The organism is Lentzea sp. NPDC036955, from assembly GCF_055608005.1.
Genome location: NZ_JBVJRC010000005.1, coordinates 374682 through 400236 on the forward strand (window position 1 = coordinate 374682; position 25555 = coordinate 400236).

24 protein-coding genes are annotated in these 25555 nt (G+C 69.9%); 15 read left to right on the forward strand and 9 right to left on the reverse strand.

Annotated features, from left to right (window positions below):
* Positions 1-59: 59 nt before the first annotated feature.
* Positions 60-185 carry a hypothetical protein gene (locus tag ACZ7CF_RS19075; RefSeq protein WP_360395025.1) on the reverse strand — a complete coding sequence of 42 codons (126 nt, stop codon included), beginning with the start codon at positions 183-185 and terminating at the stop codon, positions 60-62.
* Positions 186-203: 18 nt separating this feature from the next.
* Between ACZ7CF_RS19075 and ACZ7CF_RS19080 the strand changes: the two genes are divergently transcribed.
* Positions 204-1439 (forward strand): glutamate mutase L, encoded by a 1236-nt coding sequence (locus ACZ7CF_RS19080; RefSeq protein WP_470370151.1) that lies wholly within the window; start codon positions 204-206, stop codon positions 1437-1439.
* On the opposite strand, the gene ACZ7CF_RS19085 is transcribed toward ACZ7CF_RS19080, so the two are convergent.
* Both ACZ7CF_RS19085 and ACZ7CF_RS19090 read right to left on the reverse strand, forming a co-directional pair.
* Positions 1432-1659 carry a helix-turn-helix domain-containing protein gene (locus ACZ7CF_RS19085; RefSeq protein WP_065916239.1) on the reverse strand — a complete coding sequence of 76 codons (228 nt, stop codon included), beginning with the start codon at positions 1657-1659 and terminating at the stop codon, positions 1432-1434. The genes ACZ7CF_RS19080 and ACZ7CF_RS19085 overlap by 8 nt on opposite strands.
* Positions 1659-2138, reverse strand: a complete 480-nt coding sequence (locus ACZ7CF_RS19090; protein ID WP_360395030.1) for a DUF2975 domain-containing protein — start codon at positions 2136-2138, stop codon at positions 1659-1661. The genes ACZ7CF_RS19085 and ACZ7CF_RS19090 overlap by 1 nt, the downstream gene beginning before the upstream one ends.
* Before the next feature lie 98 nt (positions 2139-2236).
* On the opposite strand from ACZ7CF_RS19090, the gene ACZ7CF_RS19095 reads away from it, so the two are divergent.
* Positions 2237-2815 (forward strand): TetR/AcrR family transcriptional regulator, encoded by a 579-nt coding sequence (locus tag ACZ7CF_RS19095; protein WP_470370152.1) that lies wholly within the window; start codon positions 2237-2239, stop codon positions 2813-2815.
* On the opposite strand, the gene ACZ7CF_RS19100 is transcribed toward ACZ7CF_RS19095, so the two are convergent.
* Positions 2808-3332, reverse strand: a complete 525-nt coding sequence (locus ACZ7CF_RS19100; RefSeq protein ID WP_470370153.1) for a GNAT family N-acetyltransferase — start codon at positions 3330-3332, stop codon at positions 2808-2810. The genes ACZ7CF_RS19095 and ACZ7CF_RS19100 overlap by 8 nt on opposite strands.
* 10 nt (positions 3333-3342) lie before the next feature.
* Positions 3343-5748 carry a hypothetical protein gene (locus ACZ7CF_RS19105; protein WP_470370154.1) on the reverse strand — a complete coding sequence of 802 codons (2406 nt, stop codon included), beginning with the start codon at positions 5746-5748 and terminating at the stop codon, positions 3343-3345.
* A gap of 98 nt (positions 5749-5846) precedes the next feature.
* On the opposite strand from ACZ7CF_RS19105, the gene ahcY reads away from it, so the two are divergent.
* The 4 genes from ahcY to ACZ7CF_RS19125 are packed head-to-tail and all read left to right on the forward strand — an operon-like array spanning position 5847 to position 8920.
* The gene (gene ahcY, locus ACZ7CF_RS19110; RefSeq protein ID WP_470370155.1) at positions 5847-7310 is read left to right on the forward strand and encodes an adenosylhomocysteinase; all 1464 of its coding nucleotides are present in this window, start codon (positions 5847-5849) and stop codon (positions 7308-7310) included.
* Positions 7311-7361: 51 nt separating this feature from the next.
* Positions 7362-7808 carry a hypothetical protein gene (locus tag ACZ7CF_RS19115; RefSeq protein WP_470370156.1) on the forward strand — a complete coding sequence of 149 codons (447 nt, stop codon included), beginning with the start codon at positions 7362-7364 and terminating at the stop codon, positions 7806-7808.
* A gap of 9 nt (positions 7809-7817) precedes the next feature.
* Positions 7818-8504 carry a DddA-like double-stranded DNA deaminase toxin gene (locus tag ACZ7CF_RS19120; RefSeq protein ID WP_360395043.1) on the forward strand — a complete coding sequence of 229 codons (687 nt, stop codon included), beginning with the start codon at positions 7818-7820 and terminating at the stop codon, positions 8502-8504.
* Positions 8501-8920 carry an Imm1 family immunity protein gene (locus ACZ7CF_RS19125; protein ID WP_470370157.1) on the forward strand — a complete coding sequence of 140 codons (420 nt, stop codon included), beginning with the start codon at positions 8501-8503 and terminating at the stop codon, positions 8918-8920. Before ACZ7CF_RS19120 ends, ACZ7CF_RS19125 begins: the two co-directional genes overlap by 4 nt.
* 38 nt (positions 8921-8958) lie before the next feature.
* Here ACZ7CF_RS19125 and ACZ7CF_RS19130 read toward each other — a convergent pair whose 3' ends face one another.
* Genes ACZ7CF_RS19130 through ACZ7CF_RS19140 form a run of 3 tightly spaced genes read right to left on the reverse strand, consistent with a single transcriptional unit; the run spans position 8959 to position 10550 of the window.
* Positions 8959-9402 (reverse strand): Imm1 family immunity protein, encoded by a 444-nt coding sequence (locus ACZ7CF_RS19130; protein WP_470370158.1) that lies wholly within the window; start codon positions 9400-9402, stop codon positions 8959-8961.
* 40 nt (positions 9403-9442) lie between these two features.
* Positions 9443-9616: a DUF397 domain-containing protein gene (locus tag ACZ7CF_RS19135; protein ID WP_470370159.1), complete on the reverse strand. Its 174-nt coding sequence runs from the start codon at positions 9614-9616 to the stop codon at positions 9443-9445.
* The gene (locus ACZ7CF_RS19140; protein ID WP_470370160.1) at positions 9591-10550 is read right to left on the reverse strand and encodes a helix-turn-helix domain-containing protein; all 960 of its coding nucleotides are present in this window, start codon (positions 10548-10550) and stop codon (positions 9591-9593) included. Before ACZ7CF_RS19140 ends, ACZ7CF_RS19135 begins: the two co-directional genes overlap by 26 nt.
* Between ACZ7CF_RS19140 and ACZ7CF_RS19145 the strand changes: the two genes are divergently transcribed.
* A complete protein-coding gene (locus ACZ7CF_RS19145; RefSeq protein WP_470370161.1) occupies positions 10522-12609 on the forward strand; it encodes a TerD family protein in 2088 nt (695 codons plus the stop codon). The two genes, ACZ7CF_RS19140 and ACZ7CF_RS19145, sit on opposite strands and share 29 nt — an antisense overlap.
* A gap of 60 nt (positions 12610-12669) precedes the next feature.
* Here ACZ7CF_RS19145 and ACZ7CF_RS19150 read toward each other — a convergent pair whose 3' ends face one another.
* Positions 12670-13638 carry a helix-turn-helix domain-containing protein gene (locus ACZ7CF_RS19150; protein ID WP_360395055.1) on the reverse strand — a complete coding sequence of 323 codons (969 nt, stop codon included), beginning with the start codon at positions 13636-13638 and terminating at the stop codon, positions 12670-12672.
* 143 nt (positions 13639-13781) lie between these two features.
* Between ACZ7CF_RS19150 and ACZ7CF_RS19155 the strand changes: the two genes are divergently transcribed.
* From ACZ7CF_RS19155 to secA, 8 genes are all read left to right on the forward strand, one after another.
* Complete coding sequence (locus tag ACZ7CF_RS19155; protein ID WP_458430335.1) at positions 13782-14426, forward strand: dTMP kinase; 645 nt, start codon at positions 13782-13784, stop codon at positions 14424-14426.
* 75 nt (positions 14427-14501) lie between these two features.
* Positions 14502-15332: an SAM-dependent methyltransferase gene (locus tag ACZ7CF_RS19160; RefSeq protein WP_458430336.1), complete on the forward strand. Its 831-nt coding sequence runs from the start codon at positions 14502-14504 to the stop codon at positions 15330-15332.
* Between the two features lie 185 nt (positions 15333-15517).
* Positions 15518-16195: an MtrAB system response regulator MtrA gene (gene mtrA, locus ACZ7CF_RS19165; RefSeq protein WP_030471262.1), complete on the forward strand. Its 678-nt coding sequence runs from the start codon at positions 15518-15520 to the stop codon at positions 16193-16195.
* A gap of 10 nt (positions 16196-16205) precedes the next feature.
* Complete coding sequence (gene mtrB, locus ACZ7CF_RS19170) at positions 16206-17948, forward strand: MtrAB system histidine kinase MtrB (RefSeq protein ID WP_470370162.1); 1743 nt, start codon at positions 16206-16208, stop codon at positions 17946-17948.
* Positions 17945-19684 carry an LpqB family beta-propeller domain-containing protein gene (locus tag ACZ7CF_RS19175; RefSeq protein WP_360395067.1) on the forward strand — a complete coding sequence of 580 codons (1740 nt, stop codon included), beginning with the start codon at positions 17945-17947 and terminating at the stop codon, positions 19682-19684. The genes mtrB and ACZ7CF_RS19175 overlap by 4 nt, the downstream gene beginning before the upstream one ends.
* Positions 19685-19842: 158 nt before the next feature.
* Entirely contained in the window at positions 19843-20448 is a 606-nt protein-coding gene (locus ACZ7CF_RS19180) for a ComF family protein (protein WP_470370163.1), read from the forward strand.
* Between the two features lie 975 nt (positions 20449-21423).
* Positions 21424-22104 carry a ribosome hibernation-promoting factor, HPF/YfiA family gene (gene hpf, locus ACZ7CF_RS19185; RefSeq protein WP_360395073.1) on the forward strand — a complete coding sequence of 227 codons (681 nt, stop codon included), beginning with the start codon at positions 21424-21426 and terminating at the stop codon, positions 22102-22104.
* Between the two features lie 391 nt (positions 22105-22495).
* Complete coding sequence (gene secA / locus ACZ7CF_RS19190) at positions 22496-25363, forward strand: preprotein translocase subunit SecA (protein ID WP_470370164.1); 2868 nt, start codon at positions 22496-22498, stop codon at positions 25361-25363.
* Positions 25364-25555: the final 192 nt, after the last annotated feature.

Genomic DNA, 25555 nt, shown 5'->3' on the forward strand with positions numbered 1-25555 from the left:
CCAAGCCTGGAAGGCCGTTGTGGACAGGTGGAACCGGTCGACGATCCACGAGCAGTAGCTCAGCGGTGAGTGGTAGCGGTACTTCCGGTGACCGACGAGGCGGGGTGTTCGTTGAGCGCGTCGGCCGGATCCGTCTTGCCCGTCAGACGGGTGCCTTCGAGGATCGCCTTGGGCGCGAGCTTCATGGTGCGTTAGCTTGCCTCGTGATCCTGTGCCTCGACGTCGGTTCCACCTGGACCAAGGCCGCTCTCGTCACCGAGGAGGGCGAGCTGGTCCGCACGGGACAGCACCCGACCACCCCGCCCGAGGTGCTGCGGGGTGTCGACGCACTGCGCGCGAGCGTGGGCGACGGCGAGGTCCTGGCGTGCTCGTCGGCCGGTGGCGGGCTGCGGCTGGCGGTCGTCGGCCAGGAACGCGTGGTCAGCGCCGAGGCCGGATATCGGGTGGCGCTGAGCGCGGGCGCCAAGGTCGTGCACGTCAGCGCGGGGCCGGTGGACGTGAAGGCGTTGCGTGCGAGTGCACCCGACCTGGTGCTGCTGGTCGGCGGCACGGACGGCGGCGACCAGTCGGTGTTGCTGCACAACGCGGGCAAGCTGGCCCGCGTGGCCGTGCCGATCGTGCTGGCCGGCAACGTCGAGGCGCAGCCGGAAGCGCTGCGGCTGCTGCACAACCGGACCGTCGTCGCCTGCCCGAACGTGCTGCCCGACGTCGGCAGGCTCGCCCCCGAACCCGCTCGCCGGGCGATCCGGGAGGCGTTCCTGCAGCACGTCATCGGCGGCAAGGGCCTGTCGAGGGGCCCGCGGTTCCGGCGGCTGGTGCGGGCCGTCACCCCCGACGCGGTGCTGGGAGGCGTGTCCCGGCTGGCCGCGCAGGACCGCGAGGGAGCGGTGCTCGTGGTCGACGTCGGCGGTGCCACGACGGACGTCTACTCCGCGGTGTCCACAGCGGACAGCGAGGGCGTGGAGCGGACCGTCGCCCTGCCACCGGACCGCCGCACCGTCGAGGGCGACCTCGGCATGCGCTGGTCCGCTCCGGGAGTGGTCAAGGAGGCGCACGCGGAACGCCTCACCACCGAGGACCTGACCGCGGAGGCGCAGCGGCGGGCCGAGGACGTCGGCTGGCTGCCGGAGGACCCGGCCGTGGACACGAAGCTGGCGTCGTTCGCCGCGGTCCTGGCCGTCCGCAGGCACCTGCGGCAGGTCGACGGCCAGCTCGGCCCGCACGGCGCGGGCCTGCTCGTGCTGTCCGGCGGTGTGTTCCGGCACATGGCCGACATCACGCCGGTCGAGGAGGCGCTGCGCGGCGACCCGGTGCTGCGGCCCGTGCTGCGGACCGCGGAGATCACCGTGGACCGCGACTACGTGCTGGCACCGGTGGGCCTGCTCGCCGAGTCGGGGCGGCACGAGGCCGCCGACCGACTGGCGAAGCGGCTCAGCTGAGGAGCTCCTCGGCGTCCTCGTCCACGAACTCCAGGAGGTCGCCGGGCTGGCACTCCAGCACCCGGCACATGGCTTCGAGCGTGCTGAACCGCACGGCCTTGGCGCGGCCGTTCTTCAGCACCGCGACGTTGGCCGGTGTCAGCCCGACCTTCTCCGCGAACTCGCCGACGCTCATCTTGCGCTTGGCCAGCTCGACGTCGATGCGCACGACGATGGCCATCAGATCACCGCTTCCATGTCGGTGCGCAACGTCGTCGCCCGCCGCAGCAGTGCCCGCATCACGACCATCACGAGCCCCACCACCGTGACGCCGGTCGTCAGCAGGAACAGCAACATCGGCAGGCCGGGGTCGTCGGCGTTGAAACCGACCCACAGGAACACCGACACCAGCACCACCCAGCCCGCCGTGATCGCCCAGATCATCACGTCGACCCACTTGAGCGCGGCCTCCGTGAAGATCAGATCTTTGCGCACCAGCGTGAGCAGTTTCCACGTGGCGACCACCACGACCTGCACGCACACCACCCAGAACACCGTGATGATCGTCGCGGGCCACCTCAGGTGCGCGTCGTTCGGACTCGTCTCCGCCATGTGCCGGAACTGGCCCGGCAACGACATCGTCTCGAACACGACCAGGATCCCGAACAGGACCACGAGGAAGACCCGCAGGGCGGTCACCGCCCAACGCTCAGCAATCATGCATCGAGTATCGGTAGCCATCTATCGAAAGTCAATCGGTAGTGATCGTGTTGCAACAGGTGTCCCCGATGGCCCGGCAGGTCTCTACAGTGATCGCCGTGGGACTGCGTGAGCGCAAGAAGACCGAGACCCGAGCGGCGCTGGCGGCCGCCGCACTGCGCCTGGCCCTGGACAAGGGCGTCGACAACGTGCGGGTCGACGAGATCGCCGAGGCCGCGAACGTCTCACCGCGCACCTACAACAACTACTTCCCGAGCCGCGACCACGCGATCGTCGCGGGCATCACGGCGACGCGCGCGTTGCAGGTCACCGCGGCCCTGCGGGAACGGCCCGCCGACGAACCGCTGGTCGACTCGATCGTCGCCGCGTTCGCCGCCCAGTACCGGGAGCCGCCGTCGGAGGCGCTCGCGCTGGTCACCTCTACGCCGTCGCTGCGGGAGGCCTACCTCGACTCGGTCACCGCGGTGGAACCGCCGATCGCCGAGGTGATCGAGCAGCGGCTGGGCAAGGACCCGCTCGGTGCGGCCGTGCTGGCGGCCGCGGTGTCGGCGGCGGCCAGGCTGGCGGTGCGGCGGTGGGTGGACGTGCGGCCGTCCGGCCTGGTCGTGGTGCCGGCGGCGACCGTGGAGGAGCACCTGCGCGAGGCGATCGGCCACCTCGCGCTCGCCCTCACGTGAGCTCGTCGCGCAGCACGCACATCAGCAACGAGTCGTGCCACTCGCCGTCGCGGTGGAACGACTGCCGCAACCGCCCGTCGACCTGGAAGCCGACCTTCTTGTAGGACTTGACGGCACGCTCGTTCGCCTCGACCACGCCGAGCTCGATCGAGTGCAGCCGCATGGTGTCGAACCCGTACCGGCAGATCGCGCGCAGCGCGTCCGTGCCGTAGCCGCCGCCCCAGTACTCCTTCTCGCCGATGTAGATGTCGACCTCGGCCCGCGCGTTGACCGGGTCCGCGTCGCGCAGCGCGACCACGCCGATGAGCCGGCCCTCGTCGAGCGTCTCGATGCACAGGGTGACCTTGTCGTGCCGGTTCTCCTGGCGGTCGGCGAAGCGCTTGCGGATGGCCGCCAGCGACTCGTGGAAGTAGCTCTGCAACCAGCGCATGACGTCCTCGTCGTTGTGCCAGCGGTAGAACGCGTCGGCGTCCTCCGGCTCGACGGGACGCAGGCGCACGAGATCCCCGGTCAGCATGACCGCGACACTAGGAGCCGCCGAGGATGTCCCGCGACCCGATATTCGGCTTGCGCGCGAAGGGCAGCGACGGCGCCTCCGGCGTGTCCACCCGCATCAGCCCCGCCGCGATGGCCACGGCCCGGTCCCACTCCGGGTCCGAGGTGTAGTCGGAGTGCGCCGACACGCCCGACCGCCAGCGCCGGCCGGGGAACGGCCCCCGCTGCGGGTCCGGCAGCCAGTGGTCGCCGCCCAGCACCAGCGCTCCCGTCGGCCCGCGCAACGCCGGTGCCAGCGCGCCCTCCGACCCGTCCTCGCGGTAGCCGGCGCCGAGCAGCATGCCGTCGAACACCTGCCGCCGCCACGTCGTCACCGCACCGCCCAGCGGGTCCGTGCCCCGGCACAACGCGCGCCAGCGGCCGTCGAGCCCACCGGCCAGCCGCGCCAGCGACGCGTGCGGCACCACCGCCGGGAACGCCCGCGGGTAGGCCCACTGCAGCTGCGAACCCGCGGTGACGAGCCCGATCCGCTCCCGGTCCTGCGGTGGCAACGACTCCAGCAACCGCGCGGCCGCGACGGCGACGAGCAGCGAGCCCTGCGAGTGTCCACACAGGACCACGCGCGTGCCGGGGTCGCGCAGGTGGTCCTCGACCCGCGACACCAGCTCCGGCACGACCTTCAGCGCGTAGCAGGGCGGCACGATCGGGTGCGCCTCCCGCGGCCAGAACTGCGCGATGTCCGCGATGATCCCGAGCCGCCGCCCGGACTCCGGCTGCCGCGCGGCCAGGTAGACCGCCCGCAGCAGCGACACGGCGAGCAGGCCGAGCACGCCCACGCCGAACGCCGAGAACGGTCGCGTCCACGCCGCCAGCGGCACGTCCCGCACCCGCAGGACGGTCGCGATCACGGCGCCGGTGACCAGCACGAACGCCACGATCATCATCAGGTGGTGGCCGTGGTTGCGCTCCCAGCGCGCCCACCACCACGCCCGCGTCGCGGCCCGCAGGTCGCGCATCCGGCCGGAGTGCAGCAACGACGCCTCACGCGCCCACAGCTTGCCCTTGCGGAACGCCCGCCAGCGCACCGCGCCGGTGAACGACGCCACCGCGAACGTGCTCAGCAACGCCAACGCGCCCGCCACACCCCACAGCAGCGTGATGTAGCCGTACCCGACCGGCAGGTGCAGCTCCTCGCCGAGCGCCTTGCGCACCGGCAGCGCGATCCCGGCACCGAACCCGCCGCCCAGCAGCCCCGCGACCGCGAGCACCGGCGCGGCGAACCAGCCACCGGCCCACGGCCGCAGCTCGCGCGGCAGGTCCTTCCACGTCCCGCGGGCCAGCACCGCCGCGGGCACCAGCACCAGCCCGAACAGCACGAGCACGAACGCCATCAGCAGCGCGATCACCTGCACGGTCACGTCGGCGCCCGGCACCCGGTCCGGCAGCTGTTCCTGCAAACCCAGCGTGACCAGCACCAGCACCGCCGCCAGCGCGAGGAACACCCGGCGCGGCCTGCGCGACAACGCGGCCCGCAGCCACCGCCCACCGCGGTGGGGTGCGCCGCCCGTCGGGTCGTCCAGCAGCAACGCGCTGACCAGGCACAACCCGATGAACACCAGCGACGCGACCCACGCCGCGGTGATCGCCACCCCCATCGGCCCCGAGGCCGTGAGCTGCTGCAACGGCCCACCCAGCGCGATCAGCGCGGCAGTCGCCAGGCCCATCACGACGTGCAGCGAGCGCAGCGCCGGCGTGTCCGGGTCGGTCGCCACGTGCGCGCCGGGCAGGCCCGAGGACGGCTGCCGCTCCTCCTTCTCCGCCTCGGCGATCTCGCGGCGCTCGATCCGCCACTCGACGTGCGAGATCCGGCGCATGACGACCAGCAACGCGATGATTGGGAAAAGTCCTAGGAACGCCCGGAACCAGGGGAAGGTGCGCGCCTCGGCCGGAATGCTGGTCAGGCAGCCGGTGCCGGGACGCAGGCACTGCGCGGCGAGCAGGTCGAGGCTCACCACCGAGACCTGCGCGATCAGCAGTGCCGTGAGCAGCAGCGCGAACACCCGCAGCAACGACCGCAGACCGAGCCCCAGCAGGTGCGCCGGCAGGTTCCGATCGGGAACGGGGGGCAGCATCCAGTGGGCGACGTTGGCGATGCTGAACGGGAAGAGCAGCGCCCACGTGGCCTTGGCCACACCACCCGACGTCATCCCGCCCCACAGGTAGCCCTCGACGACCCGGGGCACGGACCGGCTCTCCGTCTGGAGCACGGGACCGGGCGCGGGCCTGCGGAGTCTGTCGGCGGGGCGCACGATGCGCCCCAGCCCGTCTCCGGCGACGTCCACGGCCGCTACGGCGTCGACCAGCGTCTGCGGCGTCGTCCCCTGCACACCGTGCACCCGCAGTTCGACCACCCGTGTGTCGGGGCCCGCAATGAACACCCCAGACCTCCCTCACCCGACGTGAGGTCATAGTGGTGCATCGTGAGGGCGGTATGGTCGCACGACACCCTCTCCGAAGTGCCTTGGAGGACTTCGCAATGACCGCGGACCGCTTGCAGACCCGCAACGGCATCGACTTCGCTGTGGCCGACCTGTCACTCCACGAGTTCGGCCGCAAGGAAATCCGTCTGGCGGAGCACGAGATGCCCGGCCTCATGGCGCTCCGTCGCGAGTACTCCGGTGCACACCCCCTCAAGGGCGCCCGCATCTCGGGCTCCCTGCACATGACCATCCAGACGGCCGTGCTCATCGAGACGCTGGTCGACCTGGGCGCCGAGGTCCGCTGGGCCTCCTGCAACATCTTCTCGACCCAGGACCACGCGGCCGCGGCCGTCGTCATCGGCCCGCACGGCACCGAGGAGGAGCCCAAGGGCGTCTCCTGCTTCGCCTGGAAGGGCGAGACGCTGCCGGAGTACTGGTGGACCTGCGAGCAGATGCTCACCTGGCCCGACGGCAAGGGCCCGAACATGATCCTGGACGACGGCGGCGACGCGACGCTGCTGGTCCACAAGGGTGTGCAGTACGAGGCGGCCGGTGTCGTCCCGTCGGCCTCGGAGGACGACTCCGAGGAGTGGGGCATCGTCCTGGACACGCTGCGCGCGTCGCTGGAGCGCGACGGCAAGAAGTGGACGAACATCGCCGAGGGCATCCGCGGCGTCACCGAGGAGACCACGACGGGCGTCATGCGCCTGTACCAGCTGGCCGCCGCCGGTGACCTGCTGTTCCCCGCGATCAACGTCAACGACGCGGTCACCAAGTCGAAGTTCGACAACCGCTACGGCATCCGCCACTCGCTGGTCGACGGTCTCAACCGCGGCACCGACGTCCTGATCGGCGGCAAGGTCGCGGTCGTCTGCGGCTACGGCGACGTCGGCAAGGGCTCCGCGGAGTCGCTGCGCGCCCAGGGCGCCCGCGTCATCGTCACCGAGATCGACCCGATCTGCGCCCTGCAGGCCGCCATGGACGGCTACCAGGTCGCGCGCCTGGAGACGGTCCTGCCGATCGCCGACATCGTCATCACGACGACCGGCAACAAGGACGTCGTCACCGTCGAGCACATGGCCCAGATGAAGCACCAGGCGATCCTGGGCAACGTCGGCCACTTCGACAACGAGCTCGACATGGCCGGCCTCCAGCGCTACCCCGGCATCCGCAAGACCAACATCAAGCCCCAGGTCGACGAGTGGACCTTCCCGTCGGGCCGCACGATCATCGTGCTGTCCGAGGGCCGCCTGATGAACCTGGGCAACGCCACCGGCCACCCCTCGTTCGTCATGTCGAACTCCTTCTCCAACCAGGTGATCGCCCAGATCGAGCTGTTCACCAAGTTCAAGGAGTACGACAACGAGGTCTACCGCCTCCCGAAGGTGCTCGACGAGAAGGTCGCGCGCATCCACCTGGAGGCGCTCGGCGGAGAGCTGACCAAGCTCACCAAGGAGCAGGCCGAGTACATCGACGTGGACGTCGAGGGCCCGTTCAAGCCGGAGCACTACCGCTACTGATCTGCCCTGACAGGGGCCTCCCGCGCAGGGTCGCGGGAGGCCCCTGTTTTCATGTCCGTCGTGGGATTCTTCGGCACCTATGCCTACGAGAACGGCTCCTGGACCACGTTGTCCGAGGGCGAACTGCCGCCGCTGACCGAGCCGTGGCTGTGGATCGACATCCACGACAGCGACATCACCTCGGTCGTCTACGCGCCCGCTGGGCCTGGCACCGGCGTCGCCTACCTGGGGCTGACGCCGCGCACGTACTTCGAGAACCCCGGCGCGTCCGACCCCACGGATGTCTCGCGTGAGGCTGCCGGGTTGGCCGCGTGGGCTGGGCAGGTGTCGGCCGAGGAGATCCGCGGGTTCCTGGCCGAGGACGAGGACCCGGACTCCTTTTCGTGGGACGAAGGGGAGGACGTGGACGCGTTCGACGGTGCCGAGGTGTTCGTCGAGGTCAAGACGGCGCGGTTCCTGGCGGCGATGGGGTTGCCGGTGCCGTACGAGCTCAGCTGACGAACGTGCATGGCAACGCTCGGAGACGTCATCGCCGCGTTGCGCGCAAGCCTGGAACGGCTGCCCTTCGCCGAACTCGCCAATGCACTTGACGCCGCCGAGGAAGCGCACGTTCTCATCGAACGGGCGGCAGCCGGAAGCGGCCAAGCCGACATCCACCAGGTGCTCGACACGTTCGCGCAGGTGATCGCGGGCATCGACGCGTTGCAGCGCAGGTTGACCACCATCCACGCTGGTGTGACGGCTGTGGCGAACAGGCTGGAGGGCAGCGGTCGAGCCGACGAACCGTTGCCAGCAGCACCTGTTCCTGCGCCCGGCGCGACGTTGCTCGCCAAGCTCCCCGCTCGGGAGAACGGCAAGACGTCGGGGATCTGGGTCGGTGAGGACGGTGTGGAGCGTCCGCTCGTCAGCGGCGAGCACGACTGGCAGCAGGCACGCGGCGTGCTGGCGGAGCTGGGGATCGGCCCGGCCAGGGGCACCCTGTGGGTCGCTTCGCACGTCGAGGTCAAGCTCGCCGCGGCCCTCCGCGCCCTGTCGTCCATGCGCGTTACGCTCGCCGTCAACAACGCGCCGTGTGACGAGGGCCGGTGGTCCTGCGACCGCCTCCTGCCGAGGATTCTCAAGCCGGGTCAGACCGTGACAATCCACTGGCCAGGTGGTCAGCGGACCTACCGGGGGAAGGAAGCCCAGGGATGAGCTATGTCTTGGAGGCTTCGTACAAGCACGGTGCCGGCGTGCGCTTCCTGCGCGGCGACGGTGACATCGACGGCTTCCTCACCGAACTGCTGAACGCCGGACCGGACTACCGGTCGGCGACGGTCTACGCCGTGGACGAGGCCGCCGACGAGGACCCCGCACACGAGCTGGTGGTCGGCGTGGACGAGGCCACCGGGCTCGGTGCCGTCCGCTACGCCGGCGACGACGGCGAGTGGTTCAGCAAAGGCGGGAAGGTCAATCCCGACGGTGTGCGCTTCCTGTACTACGGCACCGCGCACGAGTACCCCGCCGACTCGGAGGTGCCGCTCGACCTGGTGCGGCAGGTTCTGCGGGAGCTGCTGGCGAACGAGGGCAAGCGGCCCAAGTGCGTGACGTGGCAGGCGGCGGGCGACTAGCGCTCGTCGCCGCTGACGAACGCCCGCCAGGCCTCGTCTCAGACCTCGGCGACTTCGCGTAGATGCGGGAAGTCCGCCGGAACCAGCCCACCGTGGTCGAGGTAAGCGGCCAGCACGGCGCGAACGGTGTCCAGCGGGACCTCGTAGCTCGCGGGGACCAACGTCTCGTGCTCCTGGAAGTCGTACACCCGCACCCCGGTCGCGTTCGGCGTGCCCTCGGTCGCGCGCAGTTCGTCCATCCCGCTGATGCGGACATACCCCTTTTCCGCACCGATGCCGGCGTTCACCGTGGGGAATCCGTAGGGGTCCTCCGCGATGGACACCTCCACCAGTGACGGGTACGGCTGGGCCGCGGATCGTGCGCTCACCCGATCGATGAACGCGGACAACTCCTCGTGCGACTTCACGATGATCGCCGGCTCGCCCGGGCCGTAGTCGCTGTCCGGGCTCTGGTCGTACCAGATCTCGATGATTCCCTCCAAGACCTGCACAACGCCTCTGGACTCGCGGTGCGCCACATGGTCAGACGGTCACGAACGCCCGCCAGGCCTCAGCGCTGAACTCCAGCTCGGGGCCAGCGGTGTTCTTGGAGTCACGCACGCGCACGACCTCGGCGAATGCCACTTCGACGCAGTTGCTGTCGACGGAGTCGCCGCCGCTGTAGCTGCTCTTACGCCAGGTGCAGTCTCCGGCCACTGAGGTCCTCCCGCGATCGGCTGGCGAGGTCCGCCACCATCGTTCGCGATTGTTCCTCACTGAGGGCGAGCGCATCCAGCCGTCCGAAGAGCGACTTGCAGCGCTTCGTCCCGATCTGGTCCTGGACGAAGACCTGGGCGATGTCGCATTCCGAGAAGGCGACATCGCTGCGCTTCTCGTACTGCCACAGGATGTAGTTGGCCGTCAGGACGCCGGCGGGACCACTCGTCGCGGGCACGATCCGGAGAACGTGCGTGTGGAACAACAGCCTCATCAGCTGGTCTTCCATGACCGCATCCGTGCCGACTTTGAGCCGCAGGGCGTTCTCGTGGATGTAGAAAGTGCATGAGGGCCGGTCGTGTCGCTGCAGCAGCGACTGCCGTTCCATCCGGAAGCGGACCGCCGCCGCAATCAGTTCGGGTGTGAGCACTTCACGAGCCTCGAACAGCGCCAGCGCGTACTCCTCGGTCTGCAGCAAGCCCGGAATGTACGTCAGGTCGTAAGTCGTGATCGCCTGCGCGGCGGACTCGGCCATCACCATGGTGCGCAGGTTGGTCGGCGCTTGGACGAAGTACGGGTCGAAGGCGCGGCGGTACCGGTCCAGAAACCCCTCGATGAACTCCAGCGACCGCCCACACCGCCCCAGGTACTGCACGATGTCGATCTCGCTCGCCCGCACCTTCCCGTGCTCGATGTTCGACACCTTCGCGGGGTCCCACCCGAGCATCCGCGCGATCCTGCGCCCGCGGAACGTCGTGCACTGCTCGCGGATCTGGCGCAGCTCGTCACCGAGGTCACGGCTGTACGGGGTGGACGGGTCACCGTTCATGGAACTCGAAGGTAGGCGTTGTGCGAAGAACAACATCGGCCCCGAACGGGTGCACTTACTCGGTTGACGTGCGAGGTTGACTGAGCGGGTGCTCATGACCCTCATCGGCCGGACCTTGCGCGTGCCCACCTCGACCGGGGCCGCCGGTGACGGCCGGGCCGAAGCCAGGCGGTTGGACGCGGCGCTGGTGCAGGTGGGGTTCAAGGCGTCGAAGGAGCTCGTGGAGCACGTGGCGGGTCTGCAGAACCCGGCCGCGTACACCCGGACGGTCGTGGACGCCGTCCGCAGGCTCGTCGGGGACGACGTGCGGCACAACCCCTACTTCAAGGACTTCCCGCACGGCGTGCCGGACACCGTCGAGTTCTGGACGCACTGCCTGCGCGACGCGCTGCTCAAGAACGTGCCTGCCGACGAGCTCGCGGCGAACGGCGTGCTCAACCTGCTCGCGTTGCCGGAGTACGGCACCCACCGGCACACCTACGAGGAGCTCCTCCAGGCGCACGACGCGCTGATCCCGTCCGTCAAGGACCGCGTCACCGTCCTGCACCTCGGCGGGACCGAGGCTGAGGAGACCCGCCGCCTCTACCTGGAGCTGGCCGGCAGCCCGACGCCGCTGGGCGAGGCCGACCTGCACCTGCTCGCCGAGCTGGCCGAGCAGACCGACGAGCTGCCGGAGGCCGTGCCGGTCAGGGAGAACCGCGCGGTGGTCAACGCCGCCCGGCTGGCCCGTGGTGCCGTGCCGTCCGTCGACACCGTCACGGACGTGCTGCGGCTGGCGTGCCAGGCGTCGGGCGGGGACGTGACACTGCGGACGCCCACCCGGTTCCGGTCGTTCCGGCGGCCGGAGCGCCGGGTCCTGCTGGCGGCGCTGGACGAGACCGTGCGGAGCAACCCCGGCAAGCTCGGTGACGTGCCGCGGCACCGTGAAGCGTGGAAGCGGCTCGGGGAACGGCTGCACCCGCACGAGTACGAGCTGCTGCCGTGCGCGCAGGACGTGTTCGCGGTGGCACGCAGGGAGAAGGTCGTCAGGTCGTTCGCAGGACGGGTGGAGCTGGCGTTCCAGGAGGGCGACCTCCGCACGGCCGTCGGTGTCCTCGGCGCGGCACCGGGGATGCTGCTGCGCCAGCTCGACCGGCTGCTGCGGTACGGCGCGGACCAGGACCTGGTCGTGGACGCCGTGCGCGCCGCCGCGCCCGAGGTGTCCGGCCGCGTGCTCTGCTCGGTGCTCGAACACCTCCAGAACCGCGAGAAGCCGGACGCCGCGAGGGTCTTCGCCAACCGGAACGGCCGGGCGTGGGTCACGGACGACGTCCGGCCGCCGCTCGCGAGCCCCGTCGTCGGTGCCCTGGTCGACGTGCTGGAGGACGAGCTCGTCCGCAGGCTGCCCGGTGTCTCGGAGCTGCGCGTGGCGCCCGAGGCGCTCGACGTCGTGCTCCCGTTGTCCGGCAAGGCCTCCGAAGAGGGGTTCAACGTGCTGCCGCGCGGGTCGAAGGCGTGGCTGGAGGGCGACCTCCTGCGGTTCTTCGCGTACTGGCGGCAGAAGGGGCAGCGCACCGACTACGACCTGTCCGCGGTGCTGCTCAACGCCGCCTTCGACTTCAAGGGGCAGGTGTCGTGGACCAGCCACCACGGCGACGGCGCCTACTACTCGGGTGATCTCACCGAGGCGCCGGACGGTGCCACGGAGTTCATCGACGTGCCCCACTCCGCCATCACCGCGAAGTACGTGGTGCCGCAGGTGAACATCTACGACGGCGAGGGCTTCAACGAGGTCGCCGAGTCGATGTTCGGGTTCATGACCCGGGAGCCCGGCCAGCGCGGCAAGCCGTTCGAGCCGAGCACCGTGCGGGCGCGCAGTGCCATGCGCGGCAACGGCCGGGTCGCGCTGCCGGTCGTCTTCGAGCGCTGCGAGGGCGGCTGGCTCGCCACGTGGCTGCACCTGTACCTGCGCGGCGCCTCGTGGGGGAACCGGGTCGAGGGCAACTGCGGCATCGTGCGCGAGACCGTGGCGGCTGTACTGGGGCGCAAGCACTTCACCGTCTGGCACCTGGCCGACGTGGTGCGCCGCAAGTCCACTCCGGACGGAAGTCCGCTCACCGCGACCGTCGAGCAGCTGGACAAAGTCCTGGACAGGACTGCTAGCGTGGACGACGCGAGGCCATGAGAGGGCTTCCTTCTCACACTCCTGTAAAGATAGCCCTCTCGCTTTCCTCGCCCTCGCTTCTCAGCTCCACTCGACCGCGATGCCCGCGATCCCCGGCCCGACGTCGCTGAAGTAGGCGCTCACCACGCCGCCGAGCCCGCACACCAGCTCCTCGACGTCGACCGGGGTGGCCTCGGCCGACGCGCGGAACTGCTTCGTGCACCGCGCCGGCATCGCCCGCCGGTGGAACGACAGCTGCACCAGGTAGGAGCCGCAGACGTCGCGGAACGTGCGGTGGTTGCCGGGCGTCGCGCCGCCGGTGTCGTCGACGACGGTGTAGCTGAAGACGTGCTCCTCACCGGCCGAGAGCCTGCGGTCGAAGAGCATCTCCACGGCCAGGTTCCGGGAAGCGCCCTCCCTGCGCAGCCGCCCCTGCCGGCAGCCCTCACCCGCGCGCACGAGCGCGTTGTCGATCACCGCGCCGTCGTCGCCCTGGTGGACGGCGAGGTAGCGATCCGGGCCCTGGCGCACCGCGCGCACGACCAGCCGTGTGGTGATGGAGCGCTGCTCGCGGTGCATGCCGATCTGCACGGTGTCGTGCACGGAGAGCACTTCGAGGTCGGCGTTGCTGCGCGCGGCCTCGGGCACCGAGTCGAACGAGGCGAGCAACGGCGCCGAGTCCGGGCACGTCGGCACCGGGCGCGGCAGGTAGGTGTTGGCGGTGCGTGGACCGATGAGGTCCAGCAGGGACGATGGCGGCAACCGCAGGACGGACTCCAACGCGCGCACGGTGCTGATCGCACGCGGGACCTCCGGGTGACGCAGGCCGCGTTGCCAGTACGAGAGCGTCGACTGGCCCACCTGGACACCGAGTTGTTCGAGGTGGGCGCGCAGCCGTGCGAGCGAGAGGCCCCGGTGGGCGATCGCCTCGCGCAGAGCGCGGTGGAACGGCCCGTAGCGCAGCGTCTCGGCGAGCGGGGTCGGCAGACCCCCGGTCGGGTTACCGATCGGTTCGTCGACCGACTCGGCGTGCCCGGATTCCGCGGCCACCGCGGCACCTACCCTTCACACACGCGCCGTGTGACTGTTCACCGTAGTCACTCGATCTGGTGATCGAAAGATCGGATTTCGCCCGTGTGGGGGACGGGTTGCGGCCGTGTGAGTGGCCGGTACCGGTCCCGTAGGGTGCTGGCGTGGGAAAGCTCGTAGTGATCGAGGGCCTCGACGGGGCCGGCAAGCGCACCTTGGCCAACGGTCTGATCGCCGCTCTTGAAGCCGAGGGCAGGACCGTGACCAGCCACGCTTTCCCCCGCTACGGGATCAGCGTGCACGCGGACCTGGTCCGCGACGCCCTCTACGGCACCATCGGCGACCTCAGCGACTCCGTCTACGGCATGGCCGTGCTGTACGCGCTGGACCGGCGCGGCGCCGCCGACGAGATCCGCGCGGACCTCGAACGGCACGACGTCGTGCTGCTCGACCGGTACGTCGCCTCCAGCGCCGCCTACAGCGCCGCGCGGCTGCACCAGGACGAGCACGGGGAGTTCGTGCGGTGGGTCCGCGAGCTGGAGGTCGAGCGGTTCGGGCTGCCCGTTCCGGACCTGCACCTGCTGCTGCGCGTGCCCGTCGAGGTCGCCGCGGAACGTGCTGCGAAACGGGAGCGGGAAGACGGGTCTCGTGCGCGAGACATTTATGAATCCGATGGCGGCCTGCAAGCCCGTTGCGGTGCTGTTTACGACGGATTGGCGAACATCGGCTGGCTCGCGCCGTGGCAATTGGTCGACGGCCGGTCAAACGTGAACTTCCGTTCGCTTTTGGGACCGCTCTTCACTCCTTGAGTGGTCGCTCACGTGCGTACCCGTTGACACGATCGAGTGTCGGTACGTCACTGTGAGTTAATAGGAGTGCCCAATTTGAAGCGCGTATTGCAGCGCACCCCGGTCGGGGTCGCCCGGACGGCGGTCCTGATCGCCGCCGCCCGTGCCACCGAGCAACGCCAACTCGACCGCCTCTTCGACGACCCGCTGGCCGAGGGGCTGGTGACGGCCGCAGGCTCCGCGAGCGACCTCAACGGCGTGCGCAACCTCGCCGGTGACCACTTCGTCCTGCGCACCCGCTACTTCGACGACCAGCTCCTCGACGCGGCGCGACCCCAGGTCGTGCTGATGGCGGCCGGGCTCGACACAAGAGCGTTCCGGTTGAACTGGCCGCCGGGCACGACCGTGTTCGAGCTCGACTTACCGGAGCTGCTCGACTTCAAGGAGCAGGCCCTCGGCGACCTGGGGGCACGTCCGTCCTGCGACCGGGTCGTCGTCCCCTGCGACCTGCGCGACGACTGGGCGACCTCGCTGATCCACGCGGGGTACGACCCGAGGAGGCCCACGGCGTGGTTGCTGGAGGGCCTCTTCATGTTCCTGCCCCCCGAGGCCGGCGAGCGGATCATGCACTGGGTCGGCGCGCTGTCGGCCCGCGGCAGCACGCTCGCGCTCGAACACGTCAACCACGCGTTCAGGGAGCTGCCGCAGATGAGGGCGGTGCAGCAGCGGTTCGACTCGATGGACGCCGGCTGGTGCTCCGACGTGGAGGACCCGGTGGCGTGGCTGGCAGGGCACGGCTGGCGCGGCACCGTGACGCACCAGGTCGACCTGGCCGCGCGGCACGAACGCCCGGTGCCCGCCATCACCGACCCGCGGAAGGTGGGTGACGCGCGCATCTGGCTGGCCTCGGCCGTCCGCACGGCCTGACACCACCGGGTAACGAATGGTGACCGTCGCACGACGATGCACGCGACGATCAGGCCGAATCAGGCGAGGTGGGGCACGTGGAACGAGGGTTCCGGCCGGTTACCGAACGAGCGCGCTCCGCCACCAGCGGCGATGGAACGTGGGTGGTGCGCGAACGCGCGACCGGCAGTGCAACGATGTTGGGCATGAAGGCACGCGTGCTCGTCGTCGATGACGACCCCGCCCTGGCGGAGATGCTGACGATCGTGTTGCGCGGGGAGGGCTTCGACACCGCGGTGGTCGCCGACGGTGCCCGTGCCCTGCCCGCGCTGCGCGAGCTCAAGCCCGACCTCGTGCTGCTCGACCTGATGCTGCCCGGCATGAACGGCATCGACGTCTGCAAGGCGATCAGGTCCGAGTCGGGCGTGCCGATCGTGATGCTCACCGCGAAGAGCGACACGGTCGACGTGGTGCTGGGTCTTGAGTCCGGTGCCGACGACTACGTCGTCAAGCCGTTCAAGCCGAAGGAGCTGGTCGCCCGCATCCGGGCGCGCCTGCGGCGCACCGAGGCCGAGCCGTCCGAGGTGCTGCAGATCGGCGACCTGACGATCGACGTGCCCGGTCACGAGGTGCTGCGCGAGGGCCGTCCGATCCAGCTGACGCCGCTGGAGTTCGACCTGCTGGTCGCGCTCGCCCGCAAGCCGCGCCAGGTGTTCACCCGCGAGGTGCTGCTCGAACAGGTGTGGGGCTACCGGCACGCCGCCGACACCCGCCTGGTGAACGTCCACGTGCAGCGGCTGCGGTCCAAGGTGGAACGGGACCCGGAGCACCCCGAGGTGGTGTTGACCGTTCGCGGTGTCGGGTACAAGGCCGGCCCTCCGTGACAGGTGGCGTATGAAGTTCGTTCGGCCGCTCGCCGCGAAGGCGCAGTTCCTCGTCGAGGAGGCGCGCAAGCGGTGGACCGCGTTCGGTGATCTGTGGCGGCGTTCGCTGCAGCTGCGGGTCGTGGTGTCCACGCTCGCGCTGTCGTCCGCCGTGGTCTTCGTGCTGGGCATGGTCCTGCAGATGCAGATCACCAACCAGCTGCTGGCCACCAAGGAGGAGGCGGCGGTCCGCCAGGCGAAGGCCTCGCAGACGCTGATCCAGTCCGACCTCGTGGGCCTCAACCCCGGTCCGGACAGCGTGCAGACGCGGTTCACCAGCGCGATCAACAAGCTCGCGGTGGGCAGCGCCGGCACCGACGCCACGGCGGCCGGCGCCGGCGCGTTCGAACCCGTGCTGGCCGACGGGCTCGCGTCCAACAGCGCCCGCGTGCCGTCCGTCGGACCGCTCGACGACGTGCCGCCCGGCCTGCGCGAGATGGTCGAGAACGGCGGCGAGGGCACCCAGATCCACACCGTGCAGCGCGGCGGGCAACCGACCACGCTGTACGTCGTCGGCCTGCCGATGAGCACCACGGCCCGGTCGATGCAGCTCTACCTGATCTTCCCGCTGGCCTCCGAGCAGCGCACCGCCGAGGTCGTGCAGTCGACGCTCGTGGTCGGCGGCGTCGTGCTGCTGATGCTGCTCGCGCTGATCGCGAACCTGGTGACCCGGCAGGTCGTGCGGCCGGTGCGACAGGCGGCCGAGGTCGCGGAGCGGTTCGCGGACGGCGTGCTGCACGAACGCATGCACGTCGTCGGCGAGGACGACGTGGCGCGGCTGGCCGAGTCGTTCAACGAGATGGCCGAGTCCATCCAGGCCCAGTTCAAGCAGCTGGAGGAGTTCGGCCAGCTGCAGCGCCGGTTCACCTCGGACGTCTCGCACGAGCTGCGCACGCCGCTGACGACCGTGCGCATGGCCGCGGACGTCCTGCACGCCTCGCGCGAGCAGTTCCCCGCCGGGCTCGCCCGCTCCACCGAGCTGCTGGTCGACGAGCTCGACCGGTTCGAGTCGCTGCTGGGCGACCTGCTGGAGATCTCCCGCCTGGACGCCGGTGTCGAGGAGCTGACCGCCGAACAGGTGGACATCCGCGTGCTGGCCCGCCGGGCGCACGACTCGGTGCGCGCGCTGTCGACGACGGCGAACTCCCCGGTGGTGCTGGACCTCCCGGACGAGGAGCTCACCGCCGAGCTGGACTCCCGCCGCGTGGAGCGCATCCTGCGCAACCTGCTGGCGAACGCGATCGACCACGGCGAGGGCCAGCCGGTCGAGCTGACCATGCGCGGCAACGCCGACGCGGTCGCGATCACCGTGCGGGACCACGGCGTCGGGCTGCGGCCGGGCGAGGCGGACCTGGTGTTCAGCCGGTTCTGGCGCGCCGACCCGTCGCGCAACCGGCGCACCGGCGGCACCGGCCTCGGCCTGTCGATCTCGCTGGAGGACGCGCGGCTGCACGGCGGCTGGCTGGAGGCATGGGGAGAACCGGGCCACGGCGCGGTGTTCCGCCTGACGCTGCCGCGCACGCACGGCGAGGAGCTGCGCGAGAGCCCGTTGCCGCTGGCGCCCGCCATCGCGGCCGGCGCGGTCGCCGCCGTCGCGGAGACGCCGGTGGCGGAGGAACCGGAGGAGGTCGAGCTGACCCCCGAGGAGATCACCTGGCAGCCGGCCGAACCGGTCGACGGCGTGCCCGACGAGGTTTCGGAGGAAGTGCGGTGAAGCGGCTGACCCTGGTGCTCCTCGTGCTCGTGACGATCACGGGCTGTGCCGCGATCCCGACGAACACCCAGCCGAAACCCATCGGCACCAAGGACAACAAGGCCTCGAACACGAACCAGGCGCCCGAGCCGAGGCGCGACCTCGACCCGTTCGAGCTGGTTCGCGACTTCATCGGCGCGACGTCCAACCCGGACCACAACTACGCGGCGGCGCGGGCGTACCTGACGCCGGAGGCCGACAAGAAGTGGGACACCAAGAGCCCCACGATCATCGAGACGTCGTTCTCGACCGTGCCGACCTCGCAGGCGCAGGCCGAGAAGACGCAGACCGTGTTGCTGCAGGGCAAGAACGTCGGCCGCCTGGGCGCCAACGACAACGCGTTCGTGCCGCAGCTCGGCGACTTCTCGACGCCGGTGAAGCTGGAGCGCAACAACGAGAACCAGTGGCGCATCTCCGAGCCGCCGCTGGGCGTCTACATGCCGCAGAACGTGTTCAACAACAGCTACCGCCGCGTCGTGCTCTGGTTCTACAACCCGGAGTTCAGCGTGCTGGTGCCGGACCCGCGGTTCGTGGTCGTGCCGCCCGCCACCGACATCCCGACCCGCGTGACCGAGCTGCTGATCAAGGGCCCCAGTGACGCGCTGCGCGACACGCTGGTCTCCGCGCTGGGCCCGGACACCGACAAGTTCTCGAACACCAAGGAAGCCGACGACGGCGCGCTCGAGGTCAACCTCACCAAGGTCGGCAACGACCGCACGCCGGAGAAGAACAAGCAGATCGTCGCGCAGGTCGTGAAGTCGTTCCAGGGCGTCACGTCCTCGCGCATCCGCGTCCTCGTCGACGGCCAGCAGATCCTGGCCGAGCAACGCGACTACCGCCCGTCCGACGTGTCGGCGACCGCGGGTGAGGCGTTGCTGGCCTCGAACGTGAACCTGCCCGGCATGCTGGTCGTGGACGGCCGCCTGCGCTCGCTGAACGACGGCGTCGCCGTCAAGGGCCCGGCCGGCGACGGCACCTACACCGTGGCGAGCGCCGCCCAGTCGCTGGACGGCTCGCGCCTGGCGGTGGTGACCCGCGACGGCGCGGCGATGCGCCTGCGGGTGGGGGAGAACGAGCAGCCGCTGTCCGAGGTGGACCTGCCGGCCACCTCGCTGACCAGACCGACGTGGCTGCTGTCGAGCGGTCCGAAGGAGCCGAGCAAGGAGGTCTGGACCGTCGCCGACGGGAGCTCGGTCACGCGCGTCACCCGTGCGGACAACGGCAACTGGACCGCGAAGAGCGTCAACACCACCGACCTGGCCGCGTTCGGCGGCATCACCGAGCTCCGCCTCTCCCGTGACGGCACGCGTGCTGCCCTGGTCATCGCCGGGAAGCTCTACGTGGCCTCCGTGGTCCGCAACCAGCAGGACGTGGCGCTGCGCTCCCCGCGGGCCGTTCAGCCGTCCCTGCTGGGCTCCTCGGTGCTGTCGGTGGACTGGCTGTCGCAGGACATCGTGGTCGTGTCGTCGTCCGTGGCCGCGCTGCCGGTCAGCAAGGTGTACATCGACGGGGCCAAGCTCGACCGGTACAGCCAGTCGAACCTCACCGGGCTCGTCGGGTCGGTGGCCGCGGGACCGTCGCGGTCGGTGCAGGTGATCGACAGCTCCGGGCTGTGGATCGCCACGGACATCACCGACGTGTGGCGTCCGAGCCCGATCCGCACGTCAACCGGTTCACAGGTCTTCTACCCGGGCTGACCCCCTGCTCCTACCGGCGTCTGCAAGTACTGCCAACTCAAGATCAGCGAGCACTTTTCCGCTGCCAACCGCCCTTCCGGCCGCCTGCGCACCCATCGCTGGTTCGGCGGTGTGCGGGACCGCGGAAAATGTCAGACCCCGTCGTCACCCTGGTCCACATGCCCCTTGAGCTGATCGTGCCCGTCCGCTGCTCCGGCTGCGGGCGGCCCGGCCCCGCCTGCTGCTCGTCCTGCCTCGGTGCGTTCGGGCCGCCGGCTCGCCTGTCCGTGCCCGGGGTCGGGCCGCCGGTGTGGGTGCTGGCGGCGTACGACGGCGTGGTGCGGGAGCTCGTGCTCGCGTTCAAGGAACGGGGTGCGCGGGCGTTGGCTGCGTGGTTCGGCGCCGTGGTGGCCGCGGCGCTCGTGTCGGTCGGGCCCGCGCCGTGGGTGCTGGTGCCGGCGCCGTCACGGGCCGGGGCGGCCAAGGAACGCGGGGGCGACCACATGGTGAGAATCGCGCGGGCCGTGGAGATCGCCGCCGTGGCACCGGTCCTGTCGTTCACGGCGGGCGTGGCCGACTCCGTGGGGCTGGGTCCGGGAGCGCGCAGGAGGAACGTGGACGGGCGCGTGCGCGTTTGCGGCAGACCCCCACCGGGAACAGTTGTGCTGCTGGACGACGTGGTCACGACGGGTGCGACGGCTGGTGAATGTGCCCGCGCGTTGCGATCGTCCGGTGTTCGCGCGCAGGCCGTGCTGGCGCTTTCGTCAGCGCGTTCGTGGGGTTGACGGTTCGACCGGGACTTTCGGCACCGCCCACAAGGGTGAAGTTGGTGTCGGCCAGTGGATCACCGGTTCGTCCCGGTTGGACGGGAATCCCCAGGTCGTCGTCGCGAGCCCCGTCCTGTCCGAAGATCCGGAACTGCGGAGTGGCACGTTTGGACCCGACGTTGGACAGACCCGTGTTTCGTCGCCGTGTCGTGCGCCGCCGCAGAGCGCTGCCCCTGGGCGTGGAGCGCCAGGGCTGGTCGCGCGGCCCTGTGCGGTGACCCCCGCAGGCGGTGCGTTTGGCACCGCCCGATGTCGGCTGTCTGCTCGGTGCTCCGGTTAACGCCTATTCACTTGTAGAGCTGACCAGCTGTTATCAGAGGAATCGCATGGTTCGCCGGACAGTGGTGGAGATCGCCGGGCTCGTACGCGAATGGGCGAAAACCGCTGGCGTGCCGGGCGTGACACGCTCGTGATCGGTCAGCGAAACGGAACGGTTCAGTTGGAGAAAGCGCGGTTCCGTCGCATCTAGACCGGAGTCGGAGGCATCGGAATCGATCTCTTAGAAGTTTCGGGAACATGACGCGGTGGTCACCCGTTGGCTGGGTATGAGGCCGCGCTGGGAACCGTTCGACGCAGTGGTGCTGCGGTCGAGTGGTGGCCGTGTGCTGCGCCTTACGGGTGAGCGAGATGCCGGAGAGCGGTGCTCGTGCCACGCTGGGAACACGTGCTGTGGCAGGGAGTTGTCGCGCTGCGTAGTCGCCGAAAAATCTGCCGGTTCGCCCGGCAAGGGGGCTTACGCGACGGTGAATCCCAAGCTAACGTGCACCGCTATCAGCGTTCCCGGCCCGCGGGGAGGAGGCGAACAGCCCATGACCCAGGCGCCGTGAGACCTGCCGAGGACGACCCTCTGCGACACATCTGCGATCCAAGATCGCCACGGCGCTCGATAAATCAGTCCAGCCAAAGCTCGCAGCAAAGCGAGGGAGGTCGTGTATGGACATCGTCGTCAAGGGCCGCAACGTCGAGGTGCCCGATCACTACAGGGTGCACGTCGCCGAAAAGCTGGCCCGGCTTGAGCGTTACGACCGCAAGGTCATCCGCTTCGACGTGGAACTCTTCCACGAGCCGAACCGCCGCCAGTCGAAGAACTGCCAGCGGGTCGAAATCACCGGCAAGGGACGTGGGCCGGTGGTCCGTTCCGAAGCCTGCGCGGGTGACTTCTACGCCGCGTTGGACGCTGCGGTCGCGAAGCTCGAGAACCGCCTGCGCCGGTCGCACGACCGCAGGCGCGTCCACCACGGGGCCCGCGCCCCGATCTCGGTGGCGGAAGCGACAAGCGGGCTGGGGGACACCTCCCCCGCTGCTGACCAGAACGGTCAGGTCATGACGTCGCGCCGCGCGAAGACCGCGGTGCTCGACGCACCTGAGGCCGACTACGAGGGCATGGCGGAAGTGCCCGCGCAGCGGTGGGACGACGGCCTCGAGGACAAGTTGCCCGGACGCGTGGTGCGCGAGAAGGAGCACGCCGCCAAACCCATGACCGTCGACCAGGCCCTCTACGAGATGGAACTGGTCGGACACGACTTCTACCTGTTCGCCGACTCCGACAGCGGTCGCCCGAGCGTCGTCTACCGCCGGAAGGGATTCGACTACGGCGTGATCAGGCTGGCCTGATCCGGTAAACCACACACCTTCGACCACCGCCGCCCTTCGCGCCCCTCGCGCGTGAGGGCGGCGGTGTGCGTTCACCGGCCACCCGCCGACGGCGCAAACGGGACCAAACGGGCTTGTCAACCGCGGTTCGTTCACCGTCAAGGTGAACTTCGCGCCGCCAGGAACCTTCACACGGGCCTCATGCGTTCTCCACACCAGTAGCCGAGATGGGGGCACCGGCGGCAGGTGGTCTGCGGAAGATCGCAGAACGGCCTGCCTGACCTGCCCATACCAGGTCAGGCGCGGCAATCCGCCTGTGTCTGTGCACACATCTTGGCGACTTGCCTACGATGGGCAGGGGAAAGGCGTCCGACGTGGGCGCGCCGCGATACAGGTGATGAGGTCTATCCAGATGGTGCTGTCCCGACTGCTCCGCGCCGGCGAGGGCAAGATGCTCAAGCGCCTCCGCAACATCGCAGCACACATCAACCACCTCGAAGACGACGTGGTCGACCTTTCCGACGCCGAGCTGCGTGCGAAGACGGAGGAGTTCAAGAAGCGCCACGCCGAGGGCGAGTCGCTCGACGAGCTGCTGCCGGAGGCGTTCGCCGTGGCCCGCGAGGCCGCGAAGCGCACCCTCGGCCAGCGCCCGTACGACGTGCAGCTCATGGGCGGCGCGGCGCTGCACCTCGGGCAGATCTCCGAGATGCGCACCGGTGAGGGCAAGACGCTGACCTCCGTCATGCCGGTCTACCTCAACGCGCTGGCCGGCCGCGGCGTGCACGTCATCACCACGAACGACTACCTCGCCAAGCGCGACGCGGACTGGATGGGCCGTGTCCACCGGTTCCTCGGGCTCACGGTCGGGGCGATCCTGTCCGAGATGACGCCGGAGCAGCGGCGTGCGGCGTACAACGCGGACATCACCTACGGCACGAACAACGAGTTCGGCTTCGACTACCTGCGCGACAACATGGCGTGGAGCCTGGACGAGTGCGTGCAGCGCGGGCACTACTACGCGATCGTCGACGAGGTCGACTCGATCCTGATCGACGAGGCGCGCACGCCGTTGATCATCAGTGGTCCCGCGGAGCAGAGCGCCCGGTGGTACGTCGAGTTCGCGCGGCTGAGCCCGCTGATGAAGCGCGACACGCACTACGAGGTCGACGAGCGCAAGCGCACGGTCGGCGTGTCCGAGCAGGGCGTCTCGTTCATCGAGGACCAGCTGGGCATCGAGAACCTGTACGAGGCGGCGAACACCCCGCTGGTGGGCTACCTGAACAACGCCCTCAAGGCGAAGGAGCTCTACACCAAGGACAAGGACTACATCGTCCGCAACGGCGAGGTCATGATCGTCGACGAGTTCACGGGTCGTGTGCTCGCCGGGCGGCGCTACAACGAGGGCATGCACCAGGCCATCGAGGCCAAGGAAGGTGTGGAGATCAAGGCGGAGAACCAGACGCTCGCCACGATCACCCTCCAGAACTACTTCCGCCTCTACGAAAAGCTCGGCGGCATGACCGGTACCGCGGAGACCGAGGCGGCCGAGTTCCACCAGACCTACAAGCTGGGCGTCGTGCCGATCCCGACGAACCGCCCGCCGCAGCGCAAGGACCAGCCCGACCTCGTCTACAAGAGCGAGGAGGCGAAGTTCGAGGCGGTCGCGGAGGACATCGCGGAGAAGCACGCCAAGGGCCAGCCGGTCCTGATCGGCACGACGAGCGTCGAGCGCTCCGAGTACCTGTCGAAGCTGTTGGTGCGCAAGGGCATCCCGCACGAGGTGCTGAACGCGAAGCACCACGACCGCGAGGCGCTGATCATCGCGAAGGCCGGCCGCAAGGGCGCCGTCACGGTCGCGACGAACATGGCCGGTCGCGGTACGGACATCGTGCTGGGCGGCAACCCGGACATCATCGCCGACCACGAGCTGCGCGACCGCGGCCTCGACCCGGTGACCACGCCGGAGGAGTACGAGGCCGAGTGGGCCAAGGTCGTCGAGGAGCTCACGACCCAGGGCAAGGCCGAGGCCGACGAGGTGCGCGAGGCCGGTGGTCTCTACGTGCTCGGCACCGAGCGCCACGAGTCGCGCCGCATCGACAACCAGCTCCGCGGCCGCACCGGCCGTCAGGGCGACCCCGGTGAGTCGCGGTTCTACCTGTCGCTGCAGGACGAGCTGATGCGCCGGTTCAACGCGTCCATGGTCGAGATGGTCATGACGCGCCTGAACGTGCCGGACGACGTGCCGATCGAGCACAAGATGGTCACCCGCGCCATCCGCAGCGCGCAGACCCAGGTCGAGCAGCAGAACTTCGAGATCCGCAAGAACGTCCTGAAGTACGACGAGGTCATGAACCGCCAGCGCACGGTGATCTACGCCGAGCGCCGCCGCGTCCTCGAGGGTGAAGACCTGAAGGACCAGGTCGAGCACATGATCGAGAGCGTGGTCGAGGAGTACGTCAACGGCGCGACCGCCGACGGCTACGCCGAGGACTGGGACTTCGACAAGCTGTGGACGGCGCTCAAGACGCTGTACCCGGTGAGCGTCGACCCGGACAAGCTGCTGGAGTCCGACGAGGACGTCAGCCGCGAGTACCTGCGCGAGGTGCTCGTCGAGGACGCGCTGAAGGCCTACCGCGAGCGCGAGGCCGAGATCGACGGCCGCGTCGGCGAGGGCGCCATGCGCGAGCTGGAGCGCCGCGTGCTGCTGTCGGTTCTCGACCGCAAGTGGCGCGAGCACCTCTACGAGATGGACTACTTGAAGGAGGGCATCGGTCTGCGCGCCATGGCGCAGCGCGACCCCCTCATCGAGTACCAGCGCGAGGGCTTCGACATGTTCAACGCGATGCTCGACGCGTTGAAGGAGGAGATCGTCGGCTTCCTGTTCAACCTGCAGGTCGAGGCCGCCGAGCCGGAGCCCCAGCCGGAGCCGGAGGTCCCGGTCCTGCTGAGCCAGACCCCGCAGCCGCTGCCCGCGACGGGGGCCCGTGCCCGCGCCCGTGCCGCGGCGGCCGCCCAGCAGCAGGCGCAGCAGCAGCCGGCTGCCCCGGCGGGTCCGGCGATGGCGCAGCTCGCCACCGGCAACGCGATCCCGCCCGCCCTGCGCGGCAAGGGTCTCGGTGGCCCCGGTGAGCAGCACCTGAGCTACAGCGGCCCGGCCGAGGACGGCGGCGTCGAGCAGCACAGCGACGAGAACAACGGCGGTGGCGCCCAGAGCGGCACCCGCAAGGAGCGGCGTGAGGCGGCCCGCCAGGCCGCGAAGGGCAACCGCCGCAAGCGCTAGCAGCAACCGGCCACACAGGGGCCCCGCGCTTCCCCCAGGGGAACGCGGGGCCCCTGCGTGTACCTGGAAGGGCACGCGGGGTCCCCGCGTGCCCCTGGAGGGAACGCGGGGCGCCCGCGTGACTTCCGGCATGCGGAATTGAGGGAGTGCACGCGGGGAGCTTTCGTACTGCAGGAGAGTACGAAAGGTCCC

Bases quoted from the DNA above. Each gene is read 5' to 3' on its own strand.
- ACZ7CF_RS19075 (WP_360395025.1), bottom strand. From the start codon at position 185: ATGAAGCTCGCGCCCAAGGCGATCCTCGAAGGCACCCGTCTGACGGGC.
- ACZ7CF_RS19085 (WP_065916239.1), bottom strand. From the start codon at position 1,659: ATGGCCATCGTCGTGCGCATCGACGTCGAGCTGGCCAAGCGCAAGATG.
- ACZ7CF_RS19090 (WP_360395030.1), bottom strand. From the start codon at position 2,138: ATGATTGCTGAGCGTTGGGCGGTGACCGCCCTGCGGGTCTTCCTCGTG.
- ACZ7CF_RS19100 (WP_470370153.1), bottom strand. From the start codon at position 3,332: ATGCTGACCGGGGATCTCGTGCGCCTGCGTCCCGTCGAGCCGGAGGAC.
- ahcY (WP_470370155.1), top strand. From the start codon at position 5,847: ATGACCGCGGACCGCTTGCAGACCCGCAACGGCATCGACTTCGCTGTG.
- ACZ7CF_RS19115 (WP_470370156.1), top strand. From the start codon at position 7,362: ATGTCCGTCGTGGGATTCTTCGGCACCTATGCCTACGAGAACGGCTCC.
- ACZ7CF_RS19120 (WP_360395043.1), top strand. From the start codon at position 7,818: ATGGCAACGCTCGGAGACGTCATCGCCGCGTTGCGCGCAAGCCTGGAA.
- ACZ7CF_RS19125 (WP_470370157.1), top strand. From the start codon at position 8,501: ATGAGCTATGTCTTGGAGGCTTCGTACAAGCACGGTGCCGGCGTGCGC.
- ACZ7CF_RS19140 (WP_470370160.1), bottom strand. From the start codon at position 10,550: ATGAGGGTCATGAGCACCCGCTCAGTCAACCTCGCACGTCAACCGAGT.
- mtrA (WP_030471262.1), top strand. From the start codon at position 15,518: ATGAAGGCACGCGTGCTCGTCGTCGATGACGACCCCGCCCTGGCGGAG.
- mtrB (WP_470370162.1), top strand. From the start codon at position 16,206: ATGAAGTTCGTTCGGCCGCTCGCCGCGAAGGCGCAGTTCCTCGTCGAG.
- ACZ7CF_RS19180 (WP_470370163.1), top strand. From the start codon at position 19,843: ATGCCCCTTGAGCTGATCGTGCCCGTCCGCTGCTCCGGCTGCGGGCGG.
- hpf (WP_360395073.1), top strand. From the start codon at position 21,424: ATGGACATCGTCGTCAAGGGCCGCAACGTCGAGGTGCCCGATCACTAC.
- secA (WP_470370164.1), top strand. From the start codon at position 22,496: ATGGTGCTGTCCCGACTGCTCCGCGCCGGCGAGGGCAAGATGCTCAAG.